Below are 19,373 nucleotides of genomic sequence, written 5' to 3' on the forward strand. Positions count from 1 at the left end.
CGCGGGCCGCCGCATGCCGGAATCTACGTCCGCGCCGCCGCCCGCCGCGCGCCGCGCGCAGTGGCCGGCCGCGACCGTGGCGCGCTTCAAGCCGCTGCTGTTCATTGCCGGCCTGCTGCCGTTCGCACGCTGGATCTGGCTGGGCTTCAACGATGGCCTGACGGCCAATCCCGTCGAGTTCCTGACCCGTTCATCGGGCACCTGGACACTGGTCTGCCTGCTGGTTACGTTGTCGATCACGCCCTTGCGCCGCCTGCTGGGCCAGCCCGCGCTGGTGCGGCTGCGCCGGCCTTGCGGGTTGTTTGCCTTCTTCTACGGCAGCCTGCATTTCATGGCGTGGGTCTGGTGGGACCGTGGCTTCGATCCGGCATCGATGCTGAGCGACATCGGCGAGCGGCCCTTCATCACCGCCGGCTTCGCGGCGTTCGTGTGCATGACGGCGCTGGCGGCCACCTCCACCCAATGGGCCATGCGCAAGATGGGGCGTCGCTGGCAGGCGCTGCATCGCGCCGTGTATCTGATCGGGGTGCTGGCCATCGTGCACTTGTGGTGGCACAAGGCCGGCAAGCACGATTTCCAGCAGCCGCTGGCCTACGGCGCGGTGCTGGCGGCGCTGCTGGGCTGGCGTGTGGTGGCGGCGCTGCGGGCGCGCGCCGCGCCGGGCGGCCCGCGCCGGCCTTAGCCGGCTGCCCTGGTTTTTATGCGCCGTGCGCCGTGAATTGCGCGCCGGTTAGTCGGCCTTGTCGCCGCGCGCCGGGCCGGTCGACAACGCCATGATGATGGCGGCGGTTTCGGCGTCGGGCTGGCCATCGTAGACGGCCGGCCGGTAATGCATCTGGAATGCCGCGATCACGTTGCGCGTGGCGCGGTCCAGCTTGCCGTGCTGCGGGCAGGCATAGCCCAGGCGCGCCAGTTGGTGCTGGAACCACGCGATGTCCGGCAGACCCTGGCGCTGCAGCGCGACCCAGTTGGCCGCCGCCTGCGCTTCGTCGTACCAGCGCCCGATGCCGGCGTCCGCCAGCCGCTTCCAGGGAAACAGCGGGCCCGGGTCGGTCTTGCGCTGCGGCGCGATGTCGCTGTGCCCCACGACGTTCTCGGGGTGCACATGGTGCCGCACGATCAGGTCGCGCAGCAGCAGCACCAGCGCCTGGATCTGCGCGTCGGGATACGGCTGCCAGTCCGGCGCGCCGTGCGCGTGATCGGCGCGGCCGGTGTTGACCAGCTCGATTCCGATCGACATCGGGTTCAGCCATGCCTGTTCGTACCACCGGCTTTCGCCTGCGTGCCAGGCGCTGCGGGTCTCGTCCACCAGCCGGTAGACGCGCGGGCGGGCATCGTCGGTGATCAGGTAATGGGCGCTGACGCCGCCCTGCGACAGCAGCTTGAGCGACACGGGGGCTTCTGCCGAGGTGTAGTGCAGCACGATGTAGCGCACCCGGCTGTCCTGGCTGACGGCGGTGATCGAGTCGTCGATGTGCAATCGCGGCGGCCCCGGAGGCCCGCTTGCGCAGCCGCCCAGCGCCAGCGCCGCGCCGGCCGTGACCAGCGCCGCTGCGTGGCGGAGCGGGCGCAAGGGGGTCATGGGCGTTGGGCCAGGTACAGGAACAGGGTGGGGCGCTTGTCCAGCTCGGGCGCGGGTCGGGTTTTCCAGTCGGCGATGCTGAACGTGCGCACCCATTCGTCGCCGGTGGTCAGCGAGCGGGCCACGCACAGGCGCGTGTCGGCGCGCAGCGTGGCCAGCAGCGTGGCGAACATGGCGGCGTTGCGGTAGGGGGTCTCGATCAGCAATTGGGTCTGGTGGTGGCGCGCCGAGTGCTGTTCCCAGGCGCGCAGCTGCTTGGCCCGCTCGGCCGGATCGACCGGGGCGTAGCCATGGAAGGCGAAGCGCTGGCCGTCCAGGCCGCTGGCCATCAGGCCCAGCAGGATCGACGACGGCCCCACCCACGGGCGCACGGTGATGCCCAGGCGATGGGCCGCCGCCACTATGCCCGCGCCGGGATCGGCCACGGCGGGGCAGCCCGCTTCGGACACCAGCCCCAGGTCGCGACCCTGCCGCACAGGCGCCAGCCACTGCTGTATCTGGGCCGTGTCGGTCTTGGGCGTCAGGGTATGGATGGTGATTTCCTGCAAGGGGCGCACCGTGCCGATCTGCTTCAGGAACGCGCGAGCGGTCTTGGCATTTTCGGCGACGTAGGTGTCCAGGCTGCCGGCCAGGGCGCGCGCTTCGGCGGGCAGCCAGCGTTCGGGGGCGGCCTCGCCCAGGCTGACCGGAATCAGGTGCAGGGTGCCGCTCATGCTGCGCCGCTTCCGGCAAGGGGGTCCAGGCCGAAGGTGGCCAGCATGCCGGTCAGGGCAATCAGGGGCAGGCCGATGATGGCGGTGGGGTCGTCGCTGCGGATGAACTCCATCAGCGCGATGCCCAGGCTTTCCGCTTTGGCGCTGCCCGCAGTATCGTAAGGCTCTTCGGCGTGCAGGTACGCGGCGATAGCGGCGTCCGACAACGGGCGGAAGCGGCAGTGCGTGACCACGTCGGCTTTCTCGACGCGCTGGCCGTCGGTCACGGCCAGCGCGCTATGAAACTCTACCGTGCGGCCGGCCAGTTCCCGCAGTTGGGCCTGGGCGCGCGAAAAATCGCCTGGCTTGCCAATCGGCCGGCCATCGACCGTGGCTACCTGGTCCGACCCGATCACGATGCAGCCCGGCTGCTCGCTGGCTACTGCCAGCGCCTTGGCGACCGACAGCCGCAGCGCCAGTTCGGCCGGGGCTTCGCCAGGGGCGGGGGTTTCATCGATGTCAGGGGAGATAACCTCGAAAGGCAGGCGCAGGCGCGCCAGCAATTCGCGCCGGTAGCGCGAGCTCGAGGCCAGGATCAGGCGGGGGGATGAAAGGGGCATGCGAAGTTTGACGGTGACATGTAAGTCACGGTATTATCTAACGTTTTGCGGGATTTTTGCAGGCTGTGCCTAAACCCAAACTCGCCCACCCCGTACCTGGTGCCGTGGCAGATGCGTCGGTAGATGCTGTGGCAGGTGCCGTGGCAGGTGCTGTAGTTGACGCCTTCGGGCTTGCTCGCCAAGGCGGCAGCGTACAGGGTACTGTACCCCTGGTGCGGCTGGCCAGGGCGGTAGAAGGCTTGCCGGAACAACCTGCCGGCGAGGCCGGGCTGGTGGCGTGGTCGGTGCGGGGCGAAACCGGAACGGGCATTGCCAAGACCGGCATCGCCGCGGACCAGCCGCTCTTGCATCTGCATGTGCGGGCCAACCCGGTGCTGGTATGTCAGCGTTGCAATGTCCCGTTTGCTTATGCAGTAGATTCCCGGACAGTATTGCAGTTGGTCAAGTCCGAAGACGAGCTCGACGACGATCTGTCCCTTGATTCGCAAGACCCGGAATTTGCGGACTCGCTGCCCGAAAAGGTGGTGGGCTCGCATCGTTTCGACCTGTTGGCCCAGGTCGAAGACGAGCTCATCCTGAGCATCCCGTACGTGCCCAGGCATCCCGTATGCCCGGGCGCGCAGGCTGAAGACGGCGACGCTCCCCAGGCGCCCGCCGCCGGGCGTCCGTCGCCGTTCGCGGTGCTCGAGCAACTGAAGCGCAAAGAGTAGATCAACATCGGGCTGCATCGCGTACAATGCGGCCCGTTTCTAGGAGTCATCATGGCTGTTCAACAAAACAAGAAGTCCCCGTCCAAGCGTGGCATGCACCGCTCGCACGATTTTCTGGTCAATCCGTCCACCGCGATCGAGCCCACCACCGGCGAAACCCATCTGCGCCACCACATCAGCCCCAACGGCTTTTACCGTGGCCGCAAGGTCCTGAAGACCAAGGCCGACGAATAACGCCGCGGCGGACTCGTCTTTCGCATTCACGGCAGCGCTGACCTGCACCTGTGATACGCATCGCTATCGACTGCATGGGCGGCGATTTCGGCCTGCCCGTCACGATTCCGGCCGCGATCGAGTTCGCCCGGCAATTTCCGGATTCCCGGCTGTTGCTGGTCGGCCTGCCCGAGGCCATCGAGGCGGCGCTGGCCGAGCACAAGGCCGCGCCGCGCGATCGCTTTGAAATCGTGCCGGCCACCGAGGTCGTCTCCATGGACGACCCGGTCGAGATCGCCCTGCGCCGCAAAAAAGACTCCTCCATGCGGCTGGCTGCCCAGGCGGTCAAGGACGGCCGCGCCGACGCTTGTGTCTCGGCCGGCAATACTGGCGCCTGGATGGCCATTTCGCGTTACGTGCTCAAGACGCTGGACGGCATCGACCGTCCGGCCATTGCCACGTCCATCCCGAACCAGACCGGCCGGGCCACCACCGTGCTCGACCTGGGCGCCAATGTCGACTGCACCGCCGAACACCTGTTGCAGTTCGCCATCATGGGCACGGCCCTGACCCAGGCGGTCGATCACCGCGACAATCCCACGGTCGGCCTGCTGAATATCGGCGAAGAGGTCATCAAGGGCAACGAGGTCGTCAAAGAGGCGGCCGAGCTGCTGCGCCGCAGCCCGCTGAACTTCCGCGGCAATGTCGAAGGCAACGACATCTTCAAGGGCACGGTCGACGTGGTCGTCTGCGACGGCTTCGTTGGCAATGTCGTGCTCAAGTCGGTCGAAGGGCTGGCCAAGATGCTGTCCAGCGTCATTCGCGAAGAATTCCAGCGCAACCTGGTCACGCTGCTGGCCGGGGCAATTGCCAAGCCGGTGCTCAACCGCCTGCGCAACCGCGTGGACAACCGCCGCTACAACGGCGCGGCCCTGCTGGGGCTGCGTGGCGTGGTCATAAAAAGCCACGGCTCCGCCGACGTCTACGCCTACGGCTTCGCCCTGCAGCGCGCGCGCGAGGCCGTGGTGAGTAAACTGCAAGAACGTACTGCCCAGGCCGTGGCGCTGATCACCCAGCGCGTCCAGATGGGCGAGGCCGCTGCCGGCGAGCCCGAGGCGGCCGGGGATACCGTTTGATGGGTACCGCAATGACATATGCTGTGATCGCCGGTTCGGGCAGCTTCCTGCCTGAACGGGTCGTGTCCAACGACGAACTGGCCGCCGAGCTGGCCACCCGTAATATTTCCACGTCCGACGAATGGATCGTCGAACGCACGGGCATCCGTCAGCGCCACCTGGCCGAGCGCGGCGTCACCACCAGCTTCCTGGCCACCGAAGCGGCCCGCCGCGCACTGGCCGATGCCGGCGTCAGCGCCGCCGAGGTCGACCTGATCATCGTGGCGACCTCCACCCCCGACTACGTCTTTCCCAGCACGGCCTGCCTGGTGCAGGCCAACCTGGGCGCGAAGGGCGGGGCGGCCTTCGACGTGCAGGCCGTCTGCAGCGGCTTCGTGTATGCGCTCAGCACGGCCGACGCCTTCGTCCGGGCCGGTCGGGCGCGCTGCGCGCTGGTCATCGGCGCCGAGGTCTTCTCGCGCATTCTCGACTGGAACGACCGCAGCACCTGCGTGCTGTTCGGCGATGGCGCCGGCGCGGTGGTGCTCAAGGCCGGCAGCAAGCCCGGTATCCTGGCGGCCCAGCTGCATGCCGACGGTTCGCAAACCAAGATCCTGTGCGCGGCCGGCAACGTGGCTTACGGCGACGTCACCGGCGATCCCTTCCTGCGCATGGACGGCCAGGCTGTGTTCAAGCAGGCCGTCACGGTGCTCGACCGCTCGGCGCGCGACGTCTGCGCCGAAGCCGGCGTCGAGCTCGCCGAGCTCGACTGGCTCGTGCCTCACCAGGCCAATGTCCGCATCCTCAATTTCCTGGCGCGCAAACTGCAAGTACCGACCGAAAAAGTCGTGATTACCGTCGATTCGCACGCCAACACCTCGGCAGCCAGCGTGCCACTGGCCCTCGATGCGGCCCGTCGCGACGGCCGCATCAAGCCCGGCCAACTGGTGCTGATGCAAGGCGTGGGCGGCGGTTTCACCTGGGGTTCGGTCCTGGCGCGCATGTAACGCCGGGCCCGGCCCCTGGGGCCGCGGGCCCGATGTCGGGTATCCTCACCGATTCTGAAATCAGTCGATACATCATCATGAAAATCGCGTTTGTCTTTCCCGGTCAGGGTTCGCAGTCGGTCGGCATGCTCGATGCCTGGGCGGGTAATGCGGCCGTGGCCGATGTCGTGGCTCGCGCGGGCCAGGCGCTGGGCCAGGACCTCGGCGCCCTGATCGCGCAAGGGCCGGCCGACCAGCTCAACCTCACCACCAACACGCAGCCGGCCATGCTGACGGCCGGCATGGCCGTGTTCGCCGCCTGGCGCGCCGCTGGCGGCGCGATGCCGGCCGTGATGGCCGGCCATAGCCTGGGCGAATACGCGGCCCTCACGGCCGCTGGCGCGCTCAGCCTCGAAGAGGCGGTGCGCCTGGTGCGCGTGCGCGCCGACGCCATGCAGGCGGCGGTGCCGGTTGGCGCCGGCGGCATGGCCGCCGTGCTGGGCCTGGATGACGACGCCGTACGCGCGGCCTGCGCGCAGGCCGCGCAGGGCGAAGTGGTCGAGGCCGTGAATTTCAACGCGCCAGCGCAGGTCGTCATCGCCGGGCACAAGGCCGCCGTCGAGCGTGCCTGTGAAGCCGCCAAGGCAGCGGGCGCCAAGCGCGCGCTGGTGCTGCCGGTGTCGGCGCCGTTCCATTCGAGCCTGTTGCGGCCCGCCGCCGACGTGCTGGCCGGCGCGCTGGCCCAGGCCGCCGTGGCTGCGCCGCGGGTGCCGGTCATCAACAACGTCGACGTCGCCTCGCCCGCCGATCCGGCCGCCATTCGCGACGCCCTGGTGCGCCAGGCCTGGCATCCCGTGCGTTGGGTCGAAACCCTGCGCGCCATGAAGGCGCAAGGCGTCACCCATGTGGTCGAGTGCGGCCCCGGCAAGGTGCTGGCCGGCCTTACCAAACGCATCGACGGTGAGCTCACCGGGCTTTCGATTACCGATCCGGCTTCCCTCGAGGCCGCGCTGACCGCGCTCGGCCAGAACTGACACGGCATGTCCCGTCCCTGGGGCGGGCATTACAACGGAACTGACATGGATAAACAATCGGCAGAACTGCAGGGCAAGGTGGCTCTGGTAACCGGCGCCACGCGTGGCATCGGCAAGGCCATCGCCCACGAACTCGCGTCGCGCGGCGCCATGGTGGTGGGCACCGCCACCAGCGAATCGGGCGCCCAGGCCATTACTGAAGCGCTCGCGCCGCTGGGTGGCCGTGGCGTGGTGCTGGACGTCACCGACGCCCAGGCCTGCGACGCCCTGATCGACGGGCTGGGCAAGGAAACCGACGGCGGCCCGCATATTTTGGTCAACAACGCCGGCATCACGCGCGACAATCTCGCCATGCGCATGAAAGACGAAGACTGGTCGGCGGTCATCGACACCAACCTGGCCGCCGTCTTCCGCCTGTCGCGCGCCGTGTTGCGCGGCATGATGAAAGCCCGCTGGGGCCGCATCATCAACGTGACCTCGGTGGTGGGCGCCAGCGGCAACGCCGGGCAGGCCAACTACGCAGCCGCCAAGGCCGGCGTGGCCGGCATGTCGCGCGCACTGGCGCGCGAGCTGGGCAGCCGCAACATCACGGTCAATTGCGTGGCGCCGGGTTTCATCGATACCGACATGACCCGCGCGCTGGGCGAATCCCAGACGGCCGCGCTGCTGCAGCAGATTCCGCTGGGTCGCCTCGGATCGCCCGTTGACATCGCGCATGCGGTGGCCTTTTTATCCGGGCCCCAGGCGGGTTACATTACTGGAACCACCCTGCACGTCAACGGCGGGATGTATATGCAATAAGGTCGCCCCAGAGCGGCCATCACAGGGTGCGCCGGGGTCTTACAGTCATTTTTGTCACGGCCAGGCGTTTGCATTCCTCAACGCTTGGCTATAATTCGCGGGATTTTTCCCAATTGGAGATCTGCATGGAAAGCATCGAACAGCGCGTCAAGAAGATCGTCGCTGAACAACTTGGCGTCAACGAAGCCGAGATCAAGAACGAATCCTCCTTCCTTGACGACCTCGGTGCCGATTCGCTCGACATGGTTGAACTGGTCATGGCGCTCGAAGACGAATTCGAGACCGAGATCCCCGACGAAGAGGCCGAAAAGATCACCACCGTGCAGCAAGCGGTTGATTACATCAATTCGCACGGTAAGCAGTAAGCTCACCTGTATTCACCCGGACGCCACGCCGCCCCTGCGGATGCGGCCGGGAACGGGGGCGGTTTCAGGAGCGCCGTGCGGTCCGTGCGCGGAAACATCTACTCGGTGTTTCCGCGGCCGGGCGGGCCGCATGGGCGGCGCATCCGAAAACCGCCTTTCTTTTGTCTGTTTTAGGAGTCCTCCGTGAAGCGACGAGTCGTCATCACCGGCCTGGGTATCGTATCGCCCGTGGGCAACGACATCTCCAGCGCCTGGGACAATATCGTCAACGGACGTTCCGGCATCGGCCGCATCACCCGTTTCGACCCTTCGGCCATCACCACGCACATCGCGGGCGAGGTCAAGGATTTCGACGTCACCCAGTACATGCCTGCCAAAGAAGCCCGCCAGATGGATACGTTCATCCATTACGGCATGGCGGCTGGCATCCAGGCCTGGCAAGACAGCGGGCTCGAAGTCACCGAGGCCAATGCCGAGCGCATCGGCGTCATCGTCGGCTCGGGCATCGGCGGCCTGCCCCGCATCGAAGAAACCCAGACCGACCTGCTGGCCAAGGGCCCGCGGCGCATCTCGCCCTTTTTCGTGCCGGGCTCGCTGATCAACCTGATCTCGGGCCAGCTGTCCATCCGCTTTGGCATGAAGGGCCCCAGTTACGCTGTCGTGTCGGCGTGCACCACCGGCCTGCATTGCATCGGCGACGCCGCTCGCCTGATCGAATACGGCGATGCCGACATCATGCTGGCTGGCGGCGCGGAATCCACCGTGTCGCCGCTGGGCATTGGCGGTTTTGCCGCCATGCGGGCGCTGTCCACGCGCAACGACGACCCCACCACCGCATCGCGCCCCTGGGACCGCGACCGCGACGGCTTTGTGCTGGGCGAGGGCGCGGGCGTGCTCGTGCTCGAAGAATACGAACACGCCAAGAAGCGCGGCGCGCGCATCTACGGCGAATTCGTGGGTTACGGCATGAGCTCCGACGCGCACCACATTACCGCGCCCGACAAAGACGGCCCGCGCCGCGGCGTGCTCAATGCCCTGCGCAACGGTGGCATCAACCTCGACGAGGTCGACTACGTCAATGCGCACGGCACGTCCACGCCGCTGGGCGACAAGAACGAGTCCGACGCGCTGAAGCTGGCGTTTGGCGATCACGCCAAGAAGCTGGTGGTCAACTCCACCAAATCCATGACCGGCCACTTGTTGGGCGCGGCCGGCGGCATCGAGGCAGTGTTCACCACCCTGGCCCTGTACAACCAGAAGTCGCCGCCCACGATCAACATCTTCAACCAGGATCCCGAATGCGACCTGGACTACTGCGCCAACGAGGCGCGTGACATGAAGATCAACGTGGCGATTTCCAACTCCTTCGGTTTTGGCGGCACCAACGGCTCGATGGCCGTTCGCCGGATCTGATTTGGACGACCGCCGGGATCTCGGCCGCCGCGCACTCTGCGTGCCGGTGCGCCGCCCGAGCCACCTGGCGCTGGTGGGCCGCGCGGCCGTTGCCAGCGCCGCTGCCTGCGCGGCTGTCGCGGCAGGGTGGCAGGCCGGGCCATCGGGCCTGGCCGTCTTGGCGGGGGCGGCAGGGGGCGTTGCCAGTCTGCGGCACGCGCTGCGCCACCGCCGTGCGGCCGGCCATGGGCCGGTTCGGGCGATCCGGGCCGTGCCGGGCAGCCGCCGGTGGCAGGTCCGGGTGGGGCCCCGCTGGCATGCAGCCACGCTACGAGACGCCCGTCGCGGCCCCTGCTGGCTCGAATTGCGATTACAGCCCGATCCCGCCGCAGGGCGGGCGGTTACAAATTTGCGGGTCGCCGTATGGCGGCCCGCTGTGTCCCCGGCCCGCTGGCGCCGGCTCTGTCTGCTGGCAGGGGCGGCGCAGCGCCTGGACACGCCTGCCCCGAGGCCCGCATGAGCGAGCGCGATATCGACGCCGAGCTGGTCGCCCGCGTGCAGCGCGGCGACAAAAAGGCATTCGACCTGCTGGTGCTCAAGTACCAGCGCAAGATCCTGCGTCTGCTGGGCCGCATGATCCGTGACCCGGCCGAAATCGAGGACGTCGCCCAGGAAGCCTTCATCAAGGCCTACCGGGCGCTGCCCCAATTCCGGGGCGAAAGCGCCTTTTACACCTGGCTGTACCGTATCGCGGTCAACACGGCTCGCAATTGGCTGGCGTCGGCCGGACGCCGCCCCAGCGCGCCGAACGCCATCGAGACCGAAGATGGTGAAACTTTTAACGAAACAGACAACCTAACCGATATCAGCACGCCGGAATCCATGGTGGCCAGTCGCGAGATCGCCGAAACGGTCAACGCGGTCATCGAGGAATTGCCCGAAGAGCTCCGGACCGCTATCGTGCTGCGTGAAATCGAAGGTATGAGTTACGAAGACATCGCCCAGAGCATGGGTTGCCCGATTGGTACCGTGCGTTCGCGCATTTTCCGTGCGCGCGAAGCTATTGCCACCCGGTTGCGTCCCCTGCTGGACACCGATGCCGAGCGTCGTTGGTAAGGAGCGGCAGTCATGCAATCAACAGTCAAATCCTCGGCAGATACCGATATATCCCTTGAAGAATCGATATCGGCCTGGATGGACGGCGAAGCGTCCGAAGATATTTTTCCCGATCTCGCCACTGTGCAAGGCCGCCGGACCTGGGACACCTACCACCTCATTGGCGATGCGCTGCGCAACACCGACCTGGCCGTCAGCCCCAGCGCCAGCTTCCACGCGCGCCTGTCGCGCGCCCTGGACGCCGAGCTGCCCATCGTGGCTCCGCAGCGCCGTCGTTCGCCGCTGCGCATGGGCCTGTCCGGCCTGGCCGTGGCCGCGGCCGTAGCCACGGTGGCCTGGGTGGCGCAACCGTACATCATGGGCGGCTCCAGCCGTCCCGCCGAAACCCGCGTGCTGGCCGACGCTTCGCCCGCCGAAACGCCGGGGCTGCGCGATTACCTCGAGGCTCATCGCCAGATGGCGGGTCCCAGCGCGGTGCGCCAGGTCTCGTTCGATGCCGGAGCCGGACGTTGATCGCACAGCTGCAGCAGTTCTGTCGACCGGTGCTGGGCCGCCACCCGTGGGGCCGCCGGTCCGCGCATGGGGCCGGATGGGCTCTCACCGCTGTGTTCCTGATGGTCTTCGCGGCCGCCCACGAGGCCGCCCGGGCCGCCGAACCCGCTCCGGCCGGGTCTATCCAACTGCTCTACGACATCCAGCAGGCCGCCCGCAAGCAAGACTACGCCGGCGTATTCCTGTACCAGCAGGGCGAAGTCATCCAATCGTCGCGCCTGGTGCATGTCATCGATGGCACGGGCGAGCGCGAGCGCCTGGAAATCCTCGACGGGCAGCCGCGCGAATACCTGCGCCACAACGACGAAATCCAGTGCCTGATCCCCGAACGCAAGACCGTGCTGATGGAGCCGCGCCGCGGCGACCGCTTCCCGGGCCTGTTGCTGGGCAATCCCACTGACCTGGCGCAACACTACGACATTCGGGCCGAAGATAAGCTGCACCGGGTGGCCGATCGCCAGTGCCGCGTCATCACCATCGCGCCGCGCGACGGCTTGCGCTACGGCTACCGCCTGTGCGCCGACGTCGACACCAATCTGCTGCTCAAGGCCCAGACCATCGACGCCAAACAGGGCGTGGTCGAGCAGGTCTCGTTCACGTCCATCCGCGTGGGCGGCAAGGTCGATTCCTCTGAATTATCTTCCCGCTGGAGCACCCGCGACTGGAAAGTGCTGCAGCCGCGCATCGAGCCCACCGACCTGGCCGCCCAGGGCTGGCGCATTCCCGCGCCCAAGGGCTTCGTGGCCGTCATGCAGGTCAAGCGCTCCATGGGGCACAGCAACGTGAACCAACTGGTGCTGTCCGACGGGCTTGCGGCCATTTCGGTATTCATCGAGCCGTACGATACCGGGCACGGCCATCCGTTATCGCCGGGCGCCGCGCGCCGCGGCGCCATCAACATCTATGGCACGCGAATTGCCGACTTCTGGCTGACCGCCCTGGGCGAAGTGCCAGCCGCCACGCTCGAGCAGCTGGCCACTTCCACCGAATACGTGCCAGCCTCGTCTCAATAACAAAAAGCCTGCAAAAAGGTTTGGGGAATTTTCGGAGTTCTCTCATGCAAACGCTTTCAGTGTCGACTCTCTTTTTCCGGCGCTTTTTCCTGGCCCTTTTGGCCAGCATCATGCTGGCGGGGGCGTATGGGCCCGCGCAAGCCCAGACTTCACCCCCGCCCACGGTGGCGCTGCCCGATTTCAGCAGCATCATCGCCAAGGCCGATCCGGCCGTGGTCAATATCCGTACCACCGCCACCGTGCCGGTCCGTTCGCCCGCCGGCGGCAACGATCCCTACGAGCTGTTCCGCTGGTTCTTCGGGCCCGATTTCCAGCCGCCCGGCATGCCGCAACCGCAGCAGCCGCAGCCGCGCCAGGCTCCCGAAGAGCGCAAGGTGCCGCGCGGGGTGGGGTCCGGCTTCTTCATCTCCGATGACGGCTACATCCTGACCAACAACCATGTGGTTTCCGACGCCGCCGACATCTACGTCACCCTGACGGATGGGCGTGAGTTCAAGGCCAAGGTCATTGGTACCGACGAGCGCACCGATGTGGCGCTGATCAAGATCGAGGCCAAGAACATGGTGGCCCTGCCCATCGGCGACCCCAAGCAGCTCAAGAAAGGGCAGTGGGTGCTGGCCATCGGCTCGCCGTTTGGCCTCGATTCCACCGCCACGTCCGGCATCGTCAGCGCCATCGGGCGTGATACCGGCGAATACCTGCCGTTTATCCAGACCGACGTGGCCGTCAACCCCGGCAACTCGGGCGGTCCCCTGCTCAACCTGAGCGGTGAAGTGGTCGGCATCAACTCGCAGATCATTTCGCGCAGCGGCGGCTTCATGGGCATCTCGCTGGCCATTCCCATCGACGAAGCCATGCGCGTGGCCGATCAACTGCGCGCCAGCGGCAAGGTCACCCGCGGCCGCATCGGCGTACAGATCAGCGAAGTGGGCAAAGACGTGGCCGAGGCCATCGGCCTGCCCAAGGCCGAAGGCGCGCTGGTGAGCAACGTGGAATCCGACGGCCCGGCCGATGACGCCGGCGTCAAGCCGGGCGACGTGATCACCTCGTTCCATGGCGAGTCCATCAAGCGCTGGTCCGATCTGCCCCGCATCGTCGGCGAAACCAAGCCGGGCACCCGCACCGAAATGGAAGTGTGGCGCCGCGGCAAGACGGTGACCCTGTCGGTCAAGGTGGGCGAGCTCACCAACACCACGGCGGCCTCGTCCGACAACGCCCCGGTCGAACCCGAGCACGCCGGCAATGCGCTGGGCCTGCGCGTGGTCGACGTGCCTGCCGATGTCCAGCGCAAGCTGGGCATCAAGGGCGGCGTACAGGTGCGCGCCGCCAACGGCGCCGCCGGTGCGGCCGGCCTGCAGCCGGGCGACATCGTGCTGGCGGTCAACAACACCGACGTGACCGGCGCCGAGCAATTCAACAAGCTGGTGGGCAAGCTGCCCAAGGGCAAGGCGGCTGGCCTGCTGGTACGCCGCGGCGATCAGACCCAATGGGTGGCGGTCGAGCCTGAGAAGTAGGGCCACCCCGCGAAGCGCCGCGCTTTGCCCTAAAAGGGGCGATGCCGGCGCACCGGCGGAGCCGGATCCGCGGCGTCGCCGGTGTGGGGGCTGCTTACGGCTCGGGAGTTTTCCCTGGTGTGCCAGGTGTCAGGCTCCGCAAGGTGCCTGACACCGTCAAATCATGGCGACAGTTGCTGCTTACAGCGGTGTCAGGCACCTTGCGGAGCCTGACACCTGGGGAGCAGTCCGCACCTGGGGGGCAGTCCGCACCTGGGGAGCAGCCTGACACTCGCGGAAGCGCCTGGATGCCTGCGGGAAATCCAGGCCGGCCAGGCGCGTGCAGCCCAGGCGGAAAACACTGCCGGGCGGGGCGGCGAGATTATGTGGGGCGAACCCGTATAAAATAGCCAGTTGCCGCAAAAGGGGGCGCGTTGCGCCCCCTCGTTTTTGGCTGGTCGCCGGAGCGCCGTCGCGCCTGTGCCCGCGCGTGTTTTGTCCCTAATAAACCCACCTTATGCAGCATATCCGCAATTTCTCCATCATCGCCCACATCGATCACGGCAAATCGACCTTGGCCGACCGCCTGATCCAGCGTTGCGGCGGGTTGGCGGCGCGCGAAATGTCCGCGCAGGTGCTGGACTCCATGGAAATCGAGCGCGAGCGGGGCATCACCATCAAGGCCCAGACCGCCGCGCTGCAATACCAGGCCCAGGACGGCAAGACCTACAACCTGAACCTCATCGACACCCCGGGGCACGTCGACTTCTCGTACGAAGTCAGCCGTTCGCTGTCGGCTTGCGAAGGGGCGCTGCTGGTGGTCGATGCCTCGCAGGGCGTCGAGGCCCAGACGGTGGCGAACTGCTACACCGCCATCGAACTGGGCGTCGAAGTGCTGCCCGTGCTCAACAAGATGGACCTGCCGCAGGCCGATCCCGACGCCGCGCGCCAAGAGGTCGAAGACGTCATCGGCATCGACGCCTCGAACGCGGTGCTGGCCAGCGCCAAGACGGGCATGGGCATCGACGAGATCCTCGAGACCATCGTGGCCCGCGTGCCGGCGCCTCAGGGCAACCCCGACGGCGCACTGCAGGCCCTGATCATCGACTCCTGGTTCGACAACTACGTGGGCGTGGTGATGCTGGTGCGCATCATCAACGGCGTGCTGCGTCCCAAAGACAAGATCCTGCTGATGGCCTCGGGCGCCACCCACCTGTGCGAGCAGGTCGGCGTGTTCACGCCCAAGTCGCAGCCGCGCACCGAGCTGTCCGCGGGCGAGGTCGGGTTCATCATTGCCGGCATCAAAGAGCTGGCGCATGCCAAGGTGGGCGATACCGTCACCCTGGCGGGCAAGCCGGCCAACGCGCCGCTGCCGGGCTTCAAGGAAGTCAAGCCGCAGGTGTTCGCCGGCCTGTATCCGGTAGAAAGCTCCGAATACGACCAACTACGCGATTCGCTCGAAAAGCTCAAGCTCAACGATGCCGCGCTGATGTTCGAACCCGAGGTCTCGCAGGCGCTGGGCTTCGGTTTCCGCTGCGGCTTCCTGGGCCTGCTGCACATGGAAATCGTGCAAGAGCGCCTCGAGCGCGAGTTCGACATGGACATCATCACTACCGCGCCGTCGGTGGTGTACGAAGTCGAACAACGCGACGGCAGCATCGAAATCGTCGATAGCCCGGCGCGCATGCCCGAAGTGGGCAAGATCGCCGACATCCGCGAGCCCATCGTCAAGGTCACGCTGTTCATGCCCCAGGAATACGTGGGTCCGGTCATGACGTTGTGCAACAACAAGCGCGGCGTGCAGATCAACATGAGCTACCACGGCCGCCAGGTGCACCTGACCTACGAGATTCCGCTGGCCGAGATCGTGCTCGACTTCTTCGACAAGCTCAAGTCGGTGTCGCGCGGCTATGCCTCGATGGATTACGAATTCCTGGAATACCGTTCGGCCGACGTGGTGCGGGTCGACCTGCTCATCAACGGCGACCGCGTCGACGCGTTGGCCATGATCGTGCACCGGGCCAATGCCCGCTATCGCGCGCGCGACGTGGTCACGCGCATGCGCGGGCTGATCCCGCGCCAGATGTTCGACGTGGCCATTCAGGCGGCTATCGGCGCCGAGGTCATCGCGCGCGAGAACGTCAAGGCGCTACGCAAGAACGTGCTGGCCAAGTGCTACGGCGGCGACATCACCCGCAAGAAAAAACTTCTCGAAAAGCAGAAAGCCGGCAAGAAACGCATGAAGCAGGTGGGCAGCGTCGAGATCCCCCAGGAAGCGTTCCTGGCCATCCTGCAAGTCGAAGACAAGTAGCGAGAAAAAGGCCTTTATATGAGCTGGAATTTTGCGCTGATACTTTTTGTGCTGCTGGTGGTTACCGGCATCATCTGGGTGCTCGACGTGGCCGTGCTGCGGCGCCGCCGCGCGCAGCGCGCGCAGGCCGCGGCCGACGGCGTCGACACCGCGTATGCCGCCGACCCCCAGGAAGCCGCGCGCCTGCGCCAAGAGGCGGCCGCGGCGGCCGGGCGCATTCCCTGGTGGGTTGAATACGCCGTCAGCTTTTTTCCGGTGATCCTGTTCGTGTTCGTGCTGCGATCTTTCGTCGTCGAGCCGTTCCGCATTCCGTCAGGCTCGATGCTGCCTACCCTGCAGTCGGGCGACCTGATCCTGGTCAACAAGTACAGCTACGGCATCCGGCTGCCCATCATTGACAAGAAGGTCGTCGAAGTCGGTGCGCCGCAGCGCGGCGACGTGGTGGTGTTCCGGTATCCGGTCGACCCCACCGTGGACTACATCAAGCGCATTGTCGGCCTGCCCGGCGATGAGGTCGCGTATGTGGACAAAAAGCTCTACGTGAATGGTCAACTGGTGCCGCACCAGCGCGACGGCGAGTATTTCGAGCCTGACAGGGTTTCGTACATTGCTCAGTATAAAGAGAAATTGGGCGACGTTAGCCACGATATCCTGCTTGATGAAGGAAAATCGCAGATTTACGGGCCTATCTGGAAGTTTCCGGGGCTGAGCAACTGCGATTACGCCCGTAATGGAGTACGCTGCAAAGTACCCGAAGGCCATTATTTCGCCATGGGCGACAACCGGGACAACAGCGCCGACAGCCGCTACTGGGGGTTCGTCCCTGACGCTAATATCGTCGGGAAGGCATTCTTCATCTGGATGAACTTCAGCGATCTCAGCCGCATCGGCAGCTTTAACTGACATGTCCCTCGCCACGCTGGAAACCCGCCTGGATCACCGCTTCGGCAACGCCGCTCTGCTTGAGCAGGCGTTGACGCACCGCAGCCACAGCGCTCGCCACAACGAGCGCCTCGAGTTCCTGGGCGATTCCGTGCTGAATTTCGTCGTGGCGGCCATGTTGTTCGAACGCTTTCCGAAACTCGATGAAGGCGATTTGTCGCGCTTGCGCGCCAACTTGGTCAAACAGGCCTCGCTGGCCGACATCGGCCAGCGGCTGGAGTTGTCGCAATACCTGCGGCTGGGCGAGGGCGAACTGAAAAGCGGCGGCTTCCGGCGTCCGTCCATCCTGGCCGACGCGGTCGAGGCCATTTTCGGGGCGGCGTTCCTGGATGGCGGCTTCGATACGGCGCGCAAGGTGATCGTGCGGCAATACCAGCCGGTGCTGGCCAGCGTCGACCCCAAGACGCTGGGCAAAGACGCCAAGACCCTGCTCCAGGAATTCCTGCAGGGTCGCAAGCTGGCCCTGCCCCTATATACCGTGGTGGCCACGCATGGCGCGGCCCATAGCCAGCAGTTCGAGGTCGAATGCGCCATTCCGGCGCTCGAAATCAAAGTGGTGGCGCCCGGCGCCAGCCGGCGCGCCGCCGAACAATCGGCCGCCAAGCTGGCGCTTGAAGCCGCGCAGGCAGCCAGTCCCGCGCGCGCCGTGCGCAAGCAAGGCAAGGCTCGCAAAGCCGCGCAATTGTCACTGCCGGTGGCGGTGGCCCAAGAGGTCAAATGAGCAATACCCCTTTCCGAACCGGCTTCGTTGCCGTGGTCGGGCGCCCCAATGTGGGCAAGTCCACCCTGACCAATGCCTTGATCGGCTCGAAAATCTCCATTGTCTCGCGCAAGGCGCAGACAACGCGCCACCGCATCCATGGCGTGCTCACCCGCGAACACGAGCAGTTCGTGTTCGTCGATACGCCGGGCTTCCAGACGCGCCACGGCGGCGCCATGAACCGCATGATGAATCGCGTGGTCACCCAGGCCCTGGCCGAGGTCGACGTGGTGGTGCATGTGGTCGAGGCGGGCAAATGGACCGACGGCGACGCCAAGCTGTTGCCGCTGCTGCCCGACGCCAGGCGCACTATCCTGGTGGTCAGCAAGATCGACGCCGTGAAGCGGCGCGACGAGCTGTTCGCCTTCGTATCCAAGATTGTTGCGCAGCATCCCTACGACGCCGTGGTGCCGGTCAGCGCCGTCAAGTCGCAGCAGCTCGACCAGCTGCTGGATGAAATCGCCGCGCGCCTGCCCGAAGGCGAGCCGCTGTTCGAAGAAGACACGCTGACCGACCGGCCCATGCGCTTCATCGCCGCCGAGCTGCTGCGCGAGAAAATCTTCCGGCTGGTTGGCGACGAGCTGCCCTACGGCTGTACCGTCGTCATCGAGCAGTGGGAAGAAACCGACAAGAATCTGCGCGTGGCGGCCTGCGTGGTGGTCGAACGCGACAGCCATCGGCCCATCCTGCTAGGCGCCGGCGGCGTGCACATGAAGCGCATCGCCACCGAAGCGCGCCAAGACATCGCCAAACTGGTCGACAAGCCTGTGCACCTCGAGGTGTATATCAAGGTGCGCAAGGGCTGGTCCGATCGCGAAAGCGCGCTGCGCGACCTGGGCTATGAGTAGACGGGCGCACCGCGTCCAGGATTGCGCTGCCTATATGCTCCACGCCACCGCGTGGCGCGAAACCTCGCTGATCGTCCAGAGTTTTTCCCGTGAGCACGGTTGCGTGGCGCTGGTGGCCAAGGGCGCCAAGCGCCCGTATTCGGTGCTGCGGCCTGTGTTGTCGGCGTTCCAGCCCCTGCTGTTGTCCTGGAGCGGCGCCGGCGAAGTCAAGACGCTGACCCGTGCCGAGGTGGCGGGCCTGCGGCCCCTGGCCGGCACGGCCCTGATGTCGGCCTGGTACATGAACGAGTTGCTCTTGCGCCTGTTGCCGCGCGAAGATGCGCACCCGGCGCTGTTCGACGCCTACGACACGGCCCTGCAGCAACTGGCGGGCGGCACGCGGGCGGCCGGCGCGCTGCGGCGCTTCGAATGGACTCTGTTGCGCGAAACCGGCTATGGCATTGACCAGGAAGCGCCCGATTTCGACGACCCCGCCATCGAGCCCGCCTTGCGCCGCGACCTGCGCGAGCGCCTGGCCGCCAACCTGGCGGGCCGTCCGCTGGCCACCCGGCGGGTGCTGCTGGATCTGCAGAAGCTGTAGCGGTGACTGTGGCTGTAGCTGTGGCTGTAGCTGTAGCTGTAGCTGTGGCTGTGGCTGTGGCTGTGGGTGGCTGTGGGTGGCTGTAGCTGGCTGTAGCTGTGGCTGTAACTGACGGTGGCCATCGCCATCGCCGCAGCCGACTCTGAACGGCGCAGGTGTCTGACTCCCGCAGGGTGTCAGACACCTGAGTGGGCCGATAGTCCAGCCACATCGGTGTCCGACACCCTGCGGGAGTCAGACACCTGGCT

21 protein-coding genes are annotated in these 19,373 nt (G+C 66.3%); 18 read left to right on the forward strand and 3 right to left on the reverse strand.

Annotated features, from left to right (window positions below; translation table 11 throughout):
* The first annotated feature begins 13 nt into the window (after positions 1-13).
* On the forward strand, positions 14-682 hold the full coding sequence (gene msrQ / locus BPET_RS08880) for a protein-methionine-sulfoxide reductase heme-binding subunit MsrQ (RefSeq protein ID WP_012248669.1): 669 nt from the start codon (positions 14-16) through the stop codon (positions 680-682).
* Between the two features lie 48 nt (positions 683-730).
* Here msrQ and BPET_RS08885 read toward each other — a convergent pair whose 3' ends face one another.
* Genes BPET_RS08885 through BPET_RS08895 form a run of 3 tightly spaced genes read right to left on the reverse strand, consistent with a single transcriptional unit; the run spans position 731 to position 2,894 of the window.
* Positions 731-1,582: an N-acetylmuramoyl-L-alanine amidase gene (locus tag BPET_RS08885; protein ID WP_151208950.1), complete on the reverse strand. Its 852-nt coding sequence runs from the start codon at positions 1,580-1,582 to the stop codon at positions 731-733.
* The gene (locus tag BPET_RS08890; RefSeq protein WP_012248671.1) at positions 1,579-2,295 is read right to left on the reverse strand and encodes an SAM-dependent methyltransferase; all 717 of its coding nucleotides are present in this window, start codon (positions 2,293-2,295) and stop codon (positions 1,579-1,581) included. Before BPET_RS08890 ends, BPET_RS08885 begins: the two co-directional genes overlap by 4 nt.
* Complete coding sequence (locus BPET_RS08895) at positions 2,292-2,894, reverse strand: Maf-like protein (RefSeq protein WP_012248672.1); 603 nt, start codon at positions 2,892-2,894, stop codon at positions 2,292-2,294. The genes BPET_RS08890 and BPET_RS08895 overlap by 4 nt, the downstream gene beginning before the upstream one ends.
* A gap of 104 nt (positions 2,895-2,998) precedes the next feature.
* Here BPET_RS08895 and BPET_RS08900 point away from each other — a divergent pair, with 104 nt between their 5' ends.
* The 17 genes from BPET_RS08900 to recO all read left to right on the forward strand — a co-directional run bounded on the left by BPET_RS08900 (position 2,999) and on the right by recO (position 19,125).
* Positions 2,999-3,604, forward strand: coding sequence for a YceD family protein (locus tag BPET_RS08900; protein WP_050978222.1), 606 nt, complete (start codon positions 2,999-3,001; stop codon positions 3,602-3,604).
* Between the two features lie 51 nt (positions 3,605-3,655).
* Entirely contained in the window at positions 3,656-3,838 is a 183-nt protein-coding gene (rpmF, locus tag BPET_RS08905) for a 50S ribosomal protein L32 (RefSeq protein WP_006389284.1), read from the forward strand.
* Between the two features lie 50 nt (positions 3,839-3,888).
* On the forward strand, positions 3,889-4,953 hold the full coding sequence (plsX, locus tag BPET_RS08910) for a phosphate acyltransferase PlsX (protein ID WP_012248674.1): 1,065 nt from the start codon (positions 3,889-3,891) through the stop codon (positions 4,951-4,953).
* The gene (locus BPET_RS08915) at positions 4,953-5,939 is read left to right on the forward strand and encodes a beta-ketoacyl-ACP synthase III (protein WP_012248675.1); all 987 of its coding nucleotides are present in this window, start codon (positions 4,953-4,955) and stop codon (positions 5,937-5,939) included. Before plsX ends, BPET_RS08915 begins: the two co-directional genes overlap by 1 nt.
* A 77-nt stretch (positions 5,940-6,016) precedes the next feature.
* Positions 6,017-6,952 carry an ACP S-malonyltransferase gene (gene fabD / locus BPET_RS08920; RefSeq protein WP_012248676.1) on the forward strand — a complete coding sequence of 312 codons (936 nt, stop codon included), beginning with the start codon at positions 6,017-6,019 and terminating at the stop codon, positions 6,950-6,952.
* A 45-nt stretch (positions 6,953-6,997) separates the two neighbouring features.
* Positions 6,998-7,753, forward strand: coding sequence for a 3-oxoacyl-ACP reductase FabG (fabG, locus tag BPET_RS08925; protein ID WP_041862821.1), 756 nt, complete (start codon positions 6,998-7,000; stop codon positions 7,751-7,753).
* 125 nt (positions 7,754-7,878) lie between these two features.
* The gene (acpP, locus tag BPET_RS08930) at positions 7,879-8,118 is read left to right on the forward strand and encodes an acyl carrier protein (protein WP_012248678.1); all 240 of its coding nucleotides are present in this window, start codon (positions 7,879-7,881) and stop codon (positions 8,116-8,118) included.
* 183 nt (positions 8,119-8,301) lie between these two features.
* Positions 8,302-9,531, forward strand: coding sequence for a beta-ketoacyl-ACP synthase II (gene fabF, locus BPET_RS08935; RefSeq protein ID WP_012248679.1), 1,230 nt, complete (start codon positions 8,302-8,304; stop codon positions 9,529-9,531).
* A 495-nt stretch (positions 9,532-10,026) separates the two neighbouring features.
* Positions 10,027-10,626: an RNA polymerase sigma factor RpoE gene (rpoE, locus tag BPET_RS08940; protein ID WP_041862822.1), complete on the forward strand. Its 600-nt coding sequence runs from the start codon at positions 10,027-10,029 to the stop codon at positions 10,624-10,626.
* Between the two features lie 12 nt (positions 10,627-10,638).
* Positions 10,639-11,139 carry a sigma-E factor negative regulatory protein gene (locus BPET_RS08945; RefSeq protein ID WP_012248681.1) on the forward strand — a complete coding sequence of 167 codons (501 nt, stop codon included), beginning with the start codon at positions 10,639-10,641 and terminating at the stop codon, positions 11,137-11,139.
* A complete protein-coding gene (locus BPET_RS08950; protein ID WP_041863720.1) occupies positions 11,139-12,191 on the forward strand; it encodes a MucB/RseB C-terminal domain-containing protein in 1,053 nt (350 codons plus the stop codon). Before BPET_RS08945 ends, BPET_RS08950 begins: the two co-directional genes overlap by 1 nt.
* Positions 12,192-12,235: 44 nt before the next feature.
* The gene (locus BPET_RS08955; protein ID WP_012248683.1) at positions 12,236-13,705 is read left to right on the forward strand and encodes a DegQ family serine endoprotease; all 1,470 of its coding nucleotides are present in this window, start codon (positions 12,236-12,238) and stop codon (positions 13,703-13,705) included.
* Between the two features lie 496 nt (positions 13,706-14,201).
* Positions 14,202-15,995: a translation elongation factor 4 gene (gene lepA, locus BPET_RS08960; RefSeq protein ID WP_012248684.1), complete on the forward strand. Its 1,794-nt coding sequence runs from the start codon at positions 14,202-14,204 to the stop codon at positions 15,993-15,995.
* A gap of 18 nt (positions 15,996-16,013) precedes the next feature.
* Positions 16,014-16,898, forward strand: a complete 885-nt coding sequence (lepB, locus tag BPET_RS08965) for a signal peptidase I (protein ID WP_012248685.1) — start codon at positions 16,014-16,016, stop codon at positions 16,896-16,898.
* A gap of 1 nt (position 16,899) precedes the next feature.
* Complete coding sequence (rnc, locus tag BPET_RS08970) at positions 16,900-17,658, forward strand: ribonuclease III (protein ID WP_012248686.1); 759 nt, start codon at positions 16,900-16,902, stop codon at positions 17,656-17,658.
* Complete coding sequence (era, locus tag BPET_RS08975; RefSeq protein WP_012248687.1) at positions 17,655-18,545, forward strand: GTPase Era; 891 nt, start codon at positions 17,655-17,657, stop codon at positions 18,543-18,545. Before rnc ends, era begins: the two co-directional genes overlap by 4 nt.
* Complete coding sequence (gene recO / locus BPET_RS08980; RefSeq protein ID WP_012248688.1) at positions 18,538-19,125, forward strand: DNA repair protein RecO; 588 nt, start codon at positions 18,538-18,540, stop codon at positions 19,123-19,125. Before era ends, recO begins: the two co-directional genes overlap by 8 nt.
* The last annotated feature ends 248 nt before the right edge of the window (positions 19,126-19,373 follow it).

The organism is Bordetella petrii (assembly GCF_000067205.1).
In the GTDB taxonomy this organism is placed as follows: Bacteria; Pseudomonadota; Gammaproteobacteria; order Burkholderiales; family Burkholderiaceae_B; genus Bordetella_A; species Bordetella_A petrii.

What these genes read in the sequence shown, in the direction of transcription:
- BPET_RS08945 (WP_012248681.1), top strand. Translation starts at nt 10,639, where the DNA reads ATGCAATCAACAGTCAAATCCTCGGCAGATACCGATATATCCCTTGAA.
- era (WP_012248687.1), top strand. Translation starts at nt 17,655, where the DNA reads ATGAGCAATACCCCTTTCCGAACCGGCTTCGTTGCCGTGGTCGGGCGC.
- recO (WP_012248688.1), top strand. Translation starts at nt 18,538, where the DNA reads ATGAGTAGACGGGCGCACCGCGTCCAGGATTGCGCTGCCTATATGCTC.
- fabG (WP_041862821.1), top strand. Translation starts at nt 6,998, where the DNA reads ATGGATAAACAATCGGCAGAACTGCAGGGCAAGGTGGCTCTGGTAACC.
- rnc (WP_012248686.1), top strand. Translation starts at nt 16,900, where the DNA reads ATGTCCCTCGCCACGCTGGAAACCCGCCTGGATCACCGCTTCGGCAAC.
- acpP (WP_012248678.1), top strand. Translation starts at nt 7,879, where the DNA reads ATGGAAAGCATCGAACAGCGCGTCAAGAAGATCGTCGCTGAACAACTT.
- lepB (WP_012248685.1), top strand. Translation starts at nt 16,014, where the DNA reads ATGAGCTGGAATTTTGCGCTGATACTTTTTGTGCTGCTGGTGGTTACC.
- BPET_RS08890 (WP_012248671.1), bottom strand. Translation starts at nt 2,295, where the DNA reads ATGAGCGGCACCCTGCACCTGATTCCGGTCAGCCTGGGCGAGGCCGCC.
- msrQ (WP_012248669.1), top strand. Translation starts at nt 14, where the DNA reads ATGCCGGAATCTACGTCCGCGCCGCCGCCCGCCGCGCGCCGCGCGCAG.
- BPET_RS08955 (WP_012248683.1), top strand. Translation starts at nt 12,236, where the DNA reads ATGCAAACGCTTTCAGTGTCGACTCTCTTTTTCCGGCGCTTTTTCCTG.
- rpmF (WP_006389284.1), top strand. Translation starts at nt 3,656, where the DNA reads ATGGCTGTTCAACAAAACAAGAAGTCCCCGTCCAAGCGTGGCATGCAC.
- rpoE (WP_041862822.1), top strand. Translation starts at nt 10,027, where the DNA reads ATGAGCGAGCGCGATATCGACGCCGAGCTGGTCGCCCGCGTGCAGCGC.
- fabD (WP_012248676.1), top strand. Translation starts at nt 6,017, where the DNA reads ATGAAAATCGCGTTTGTCTTTCCCGGTCAGGGTTCGCAGTCGGTCGGC.
- BPET_RS08885 (WP_151208950.1), bottom strand. Translation starts at nt 1,582, where the DNA reads ATGACCCCCTTGCGCCCGCTCCGCCACGCAGCGGCGCTGGTCACGGCC.
- BPET_RS08915 (WP_012248675.1), top strand. Translation starts at nt 4,953, where the DNA reads ATGGGTACCGCAATGACATATGCTGTGATCGCCGGTTCGGGCAGCTTC.
- lepA (WP_012248684.1), top strand. Translation starts at nt 14,202, where the DNA reads ATGCAGCATATCCGCAATTTCTCCATCATCGCCCACATCGATCACGGC.
- BPET_RS08895 (WP_012248672.1), bottom strand. Translation starts at nt 2,894, where the DNA reads ATGCCCCTTTCATCCCCCCGCCTGATCCTGGCCTCGAGCTCGCGCTAC.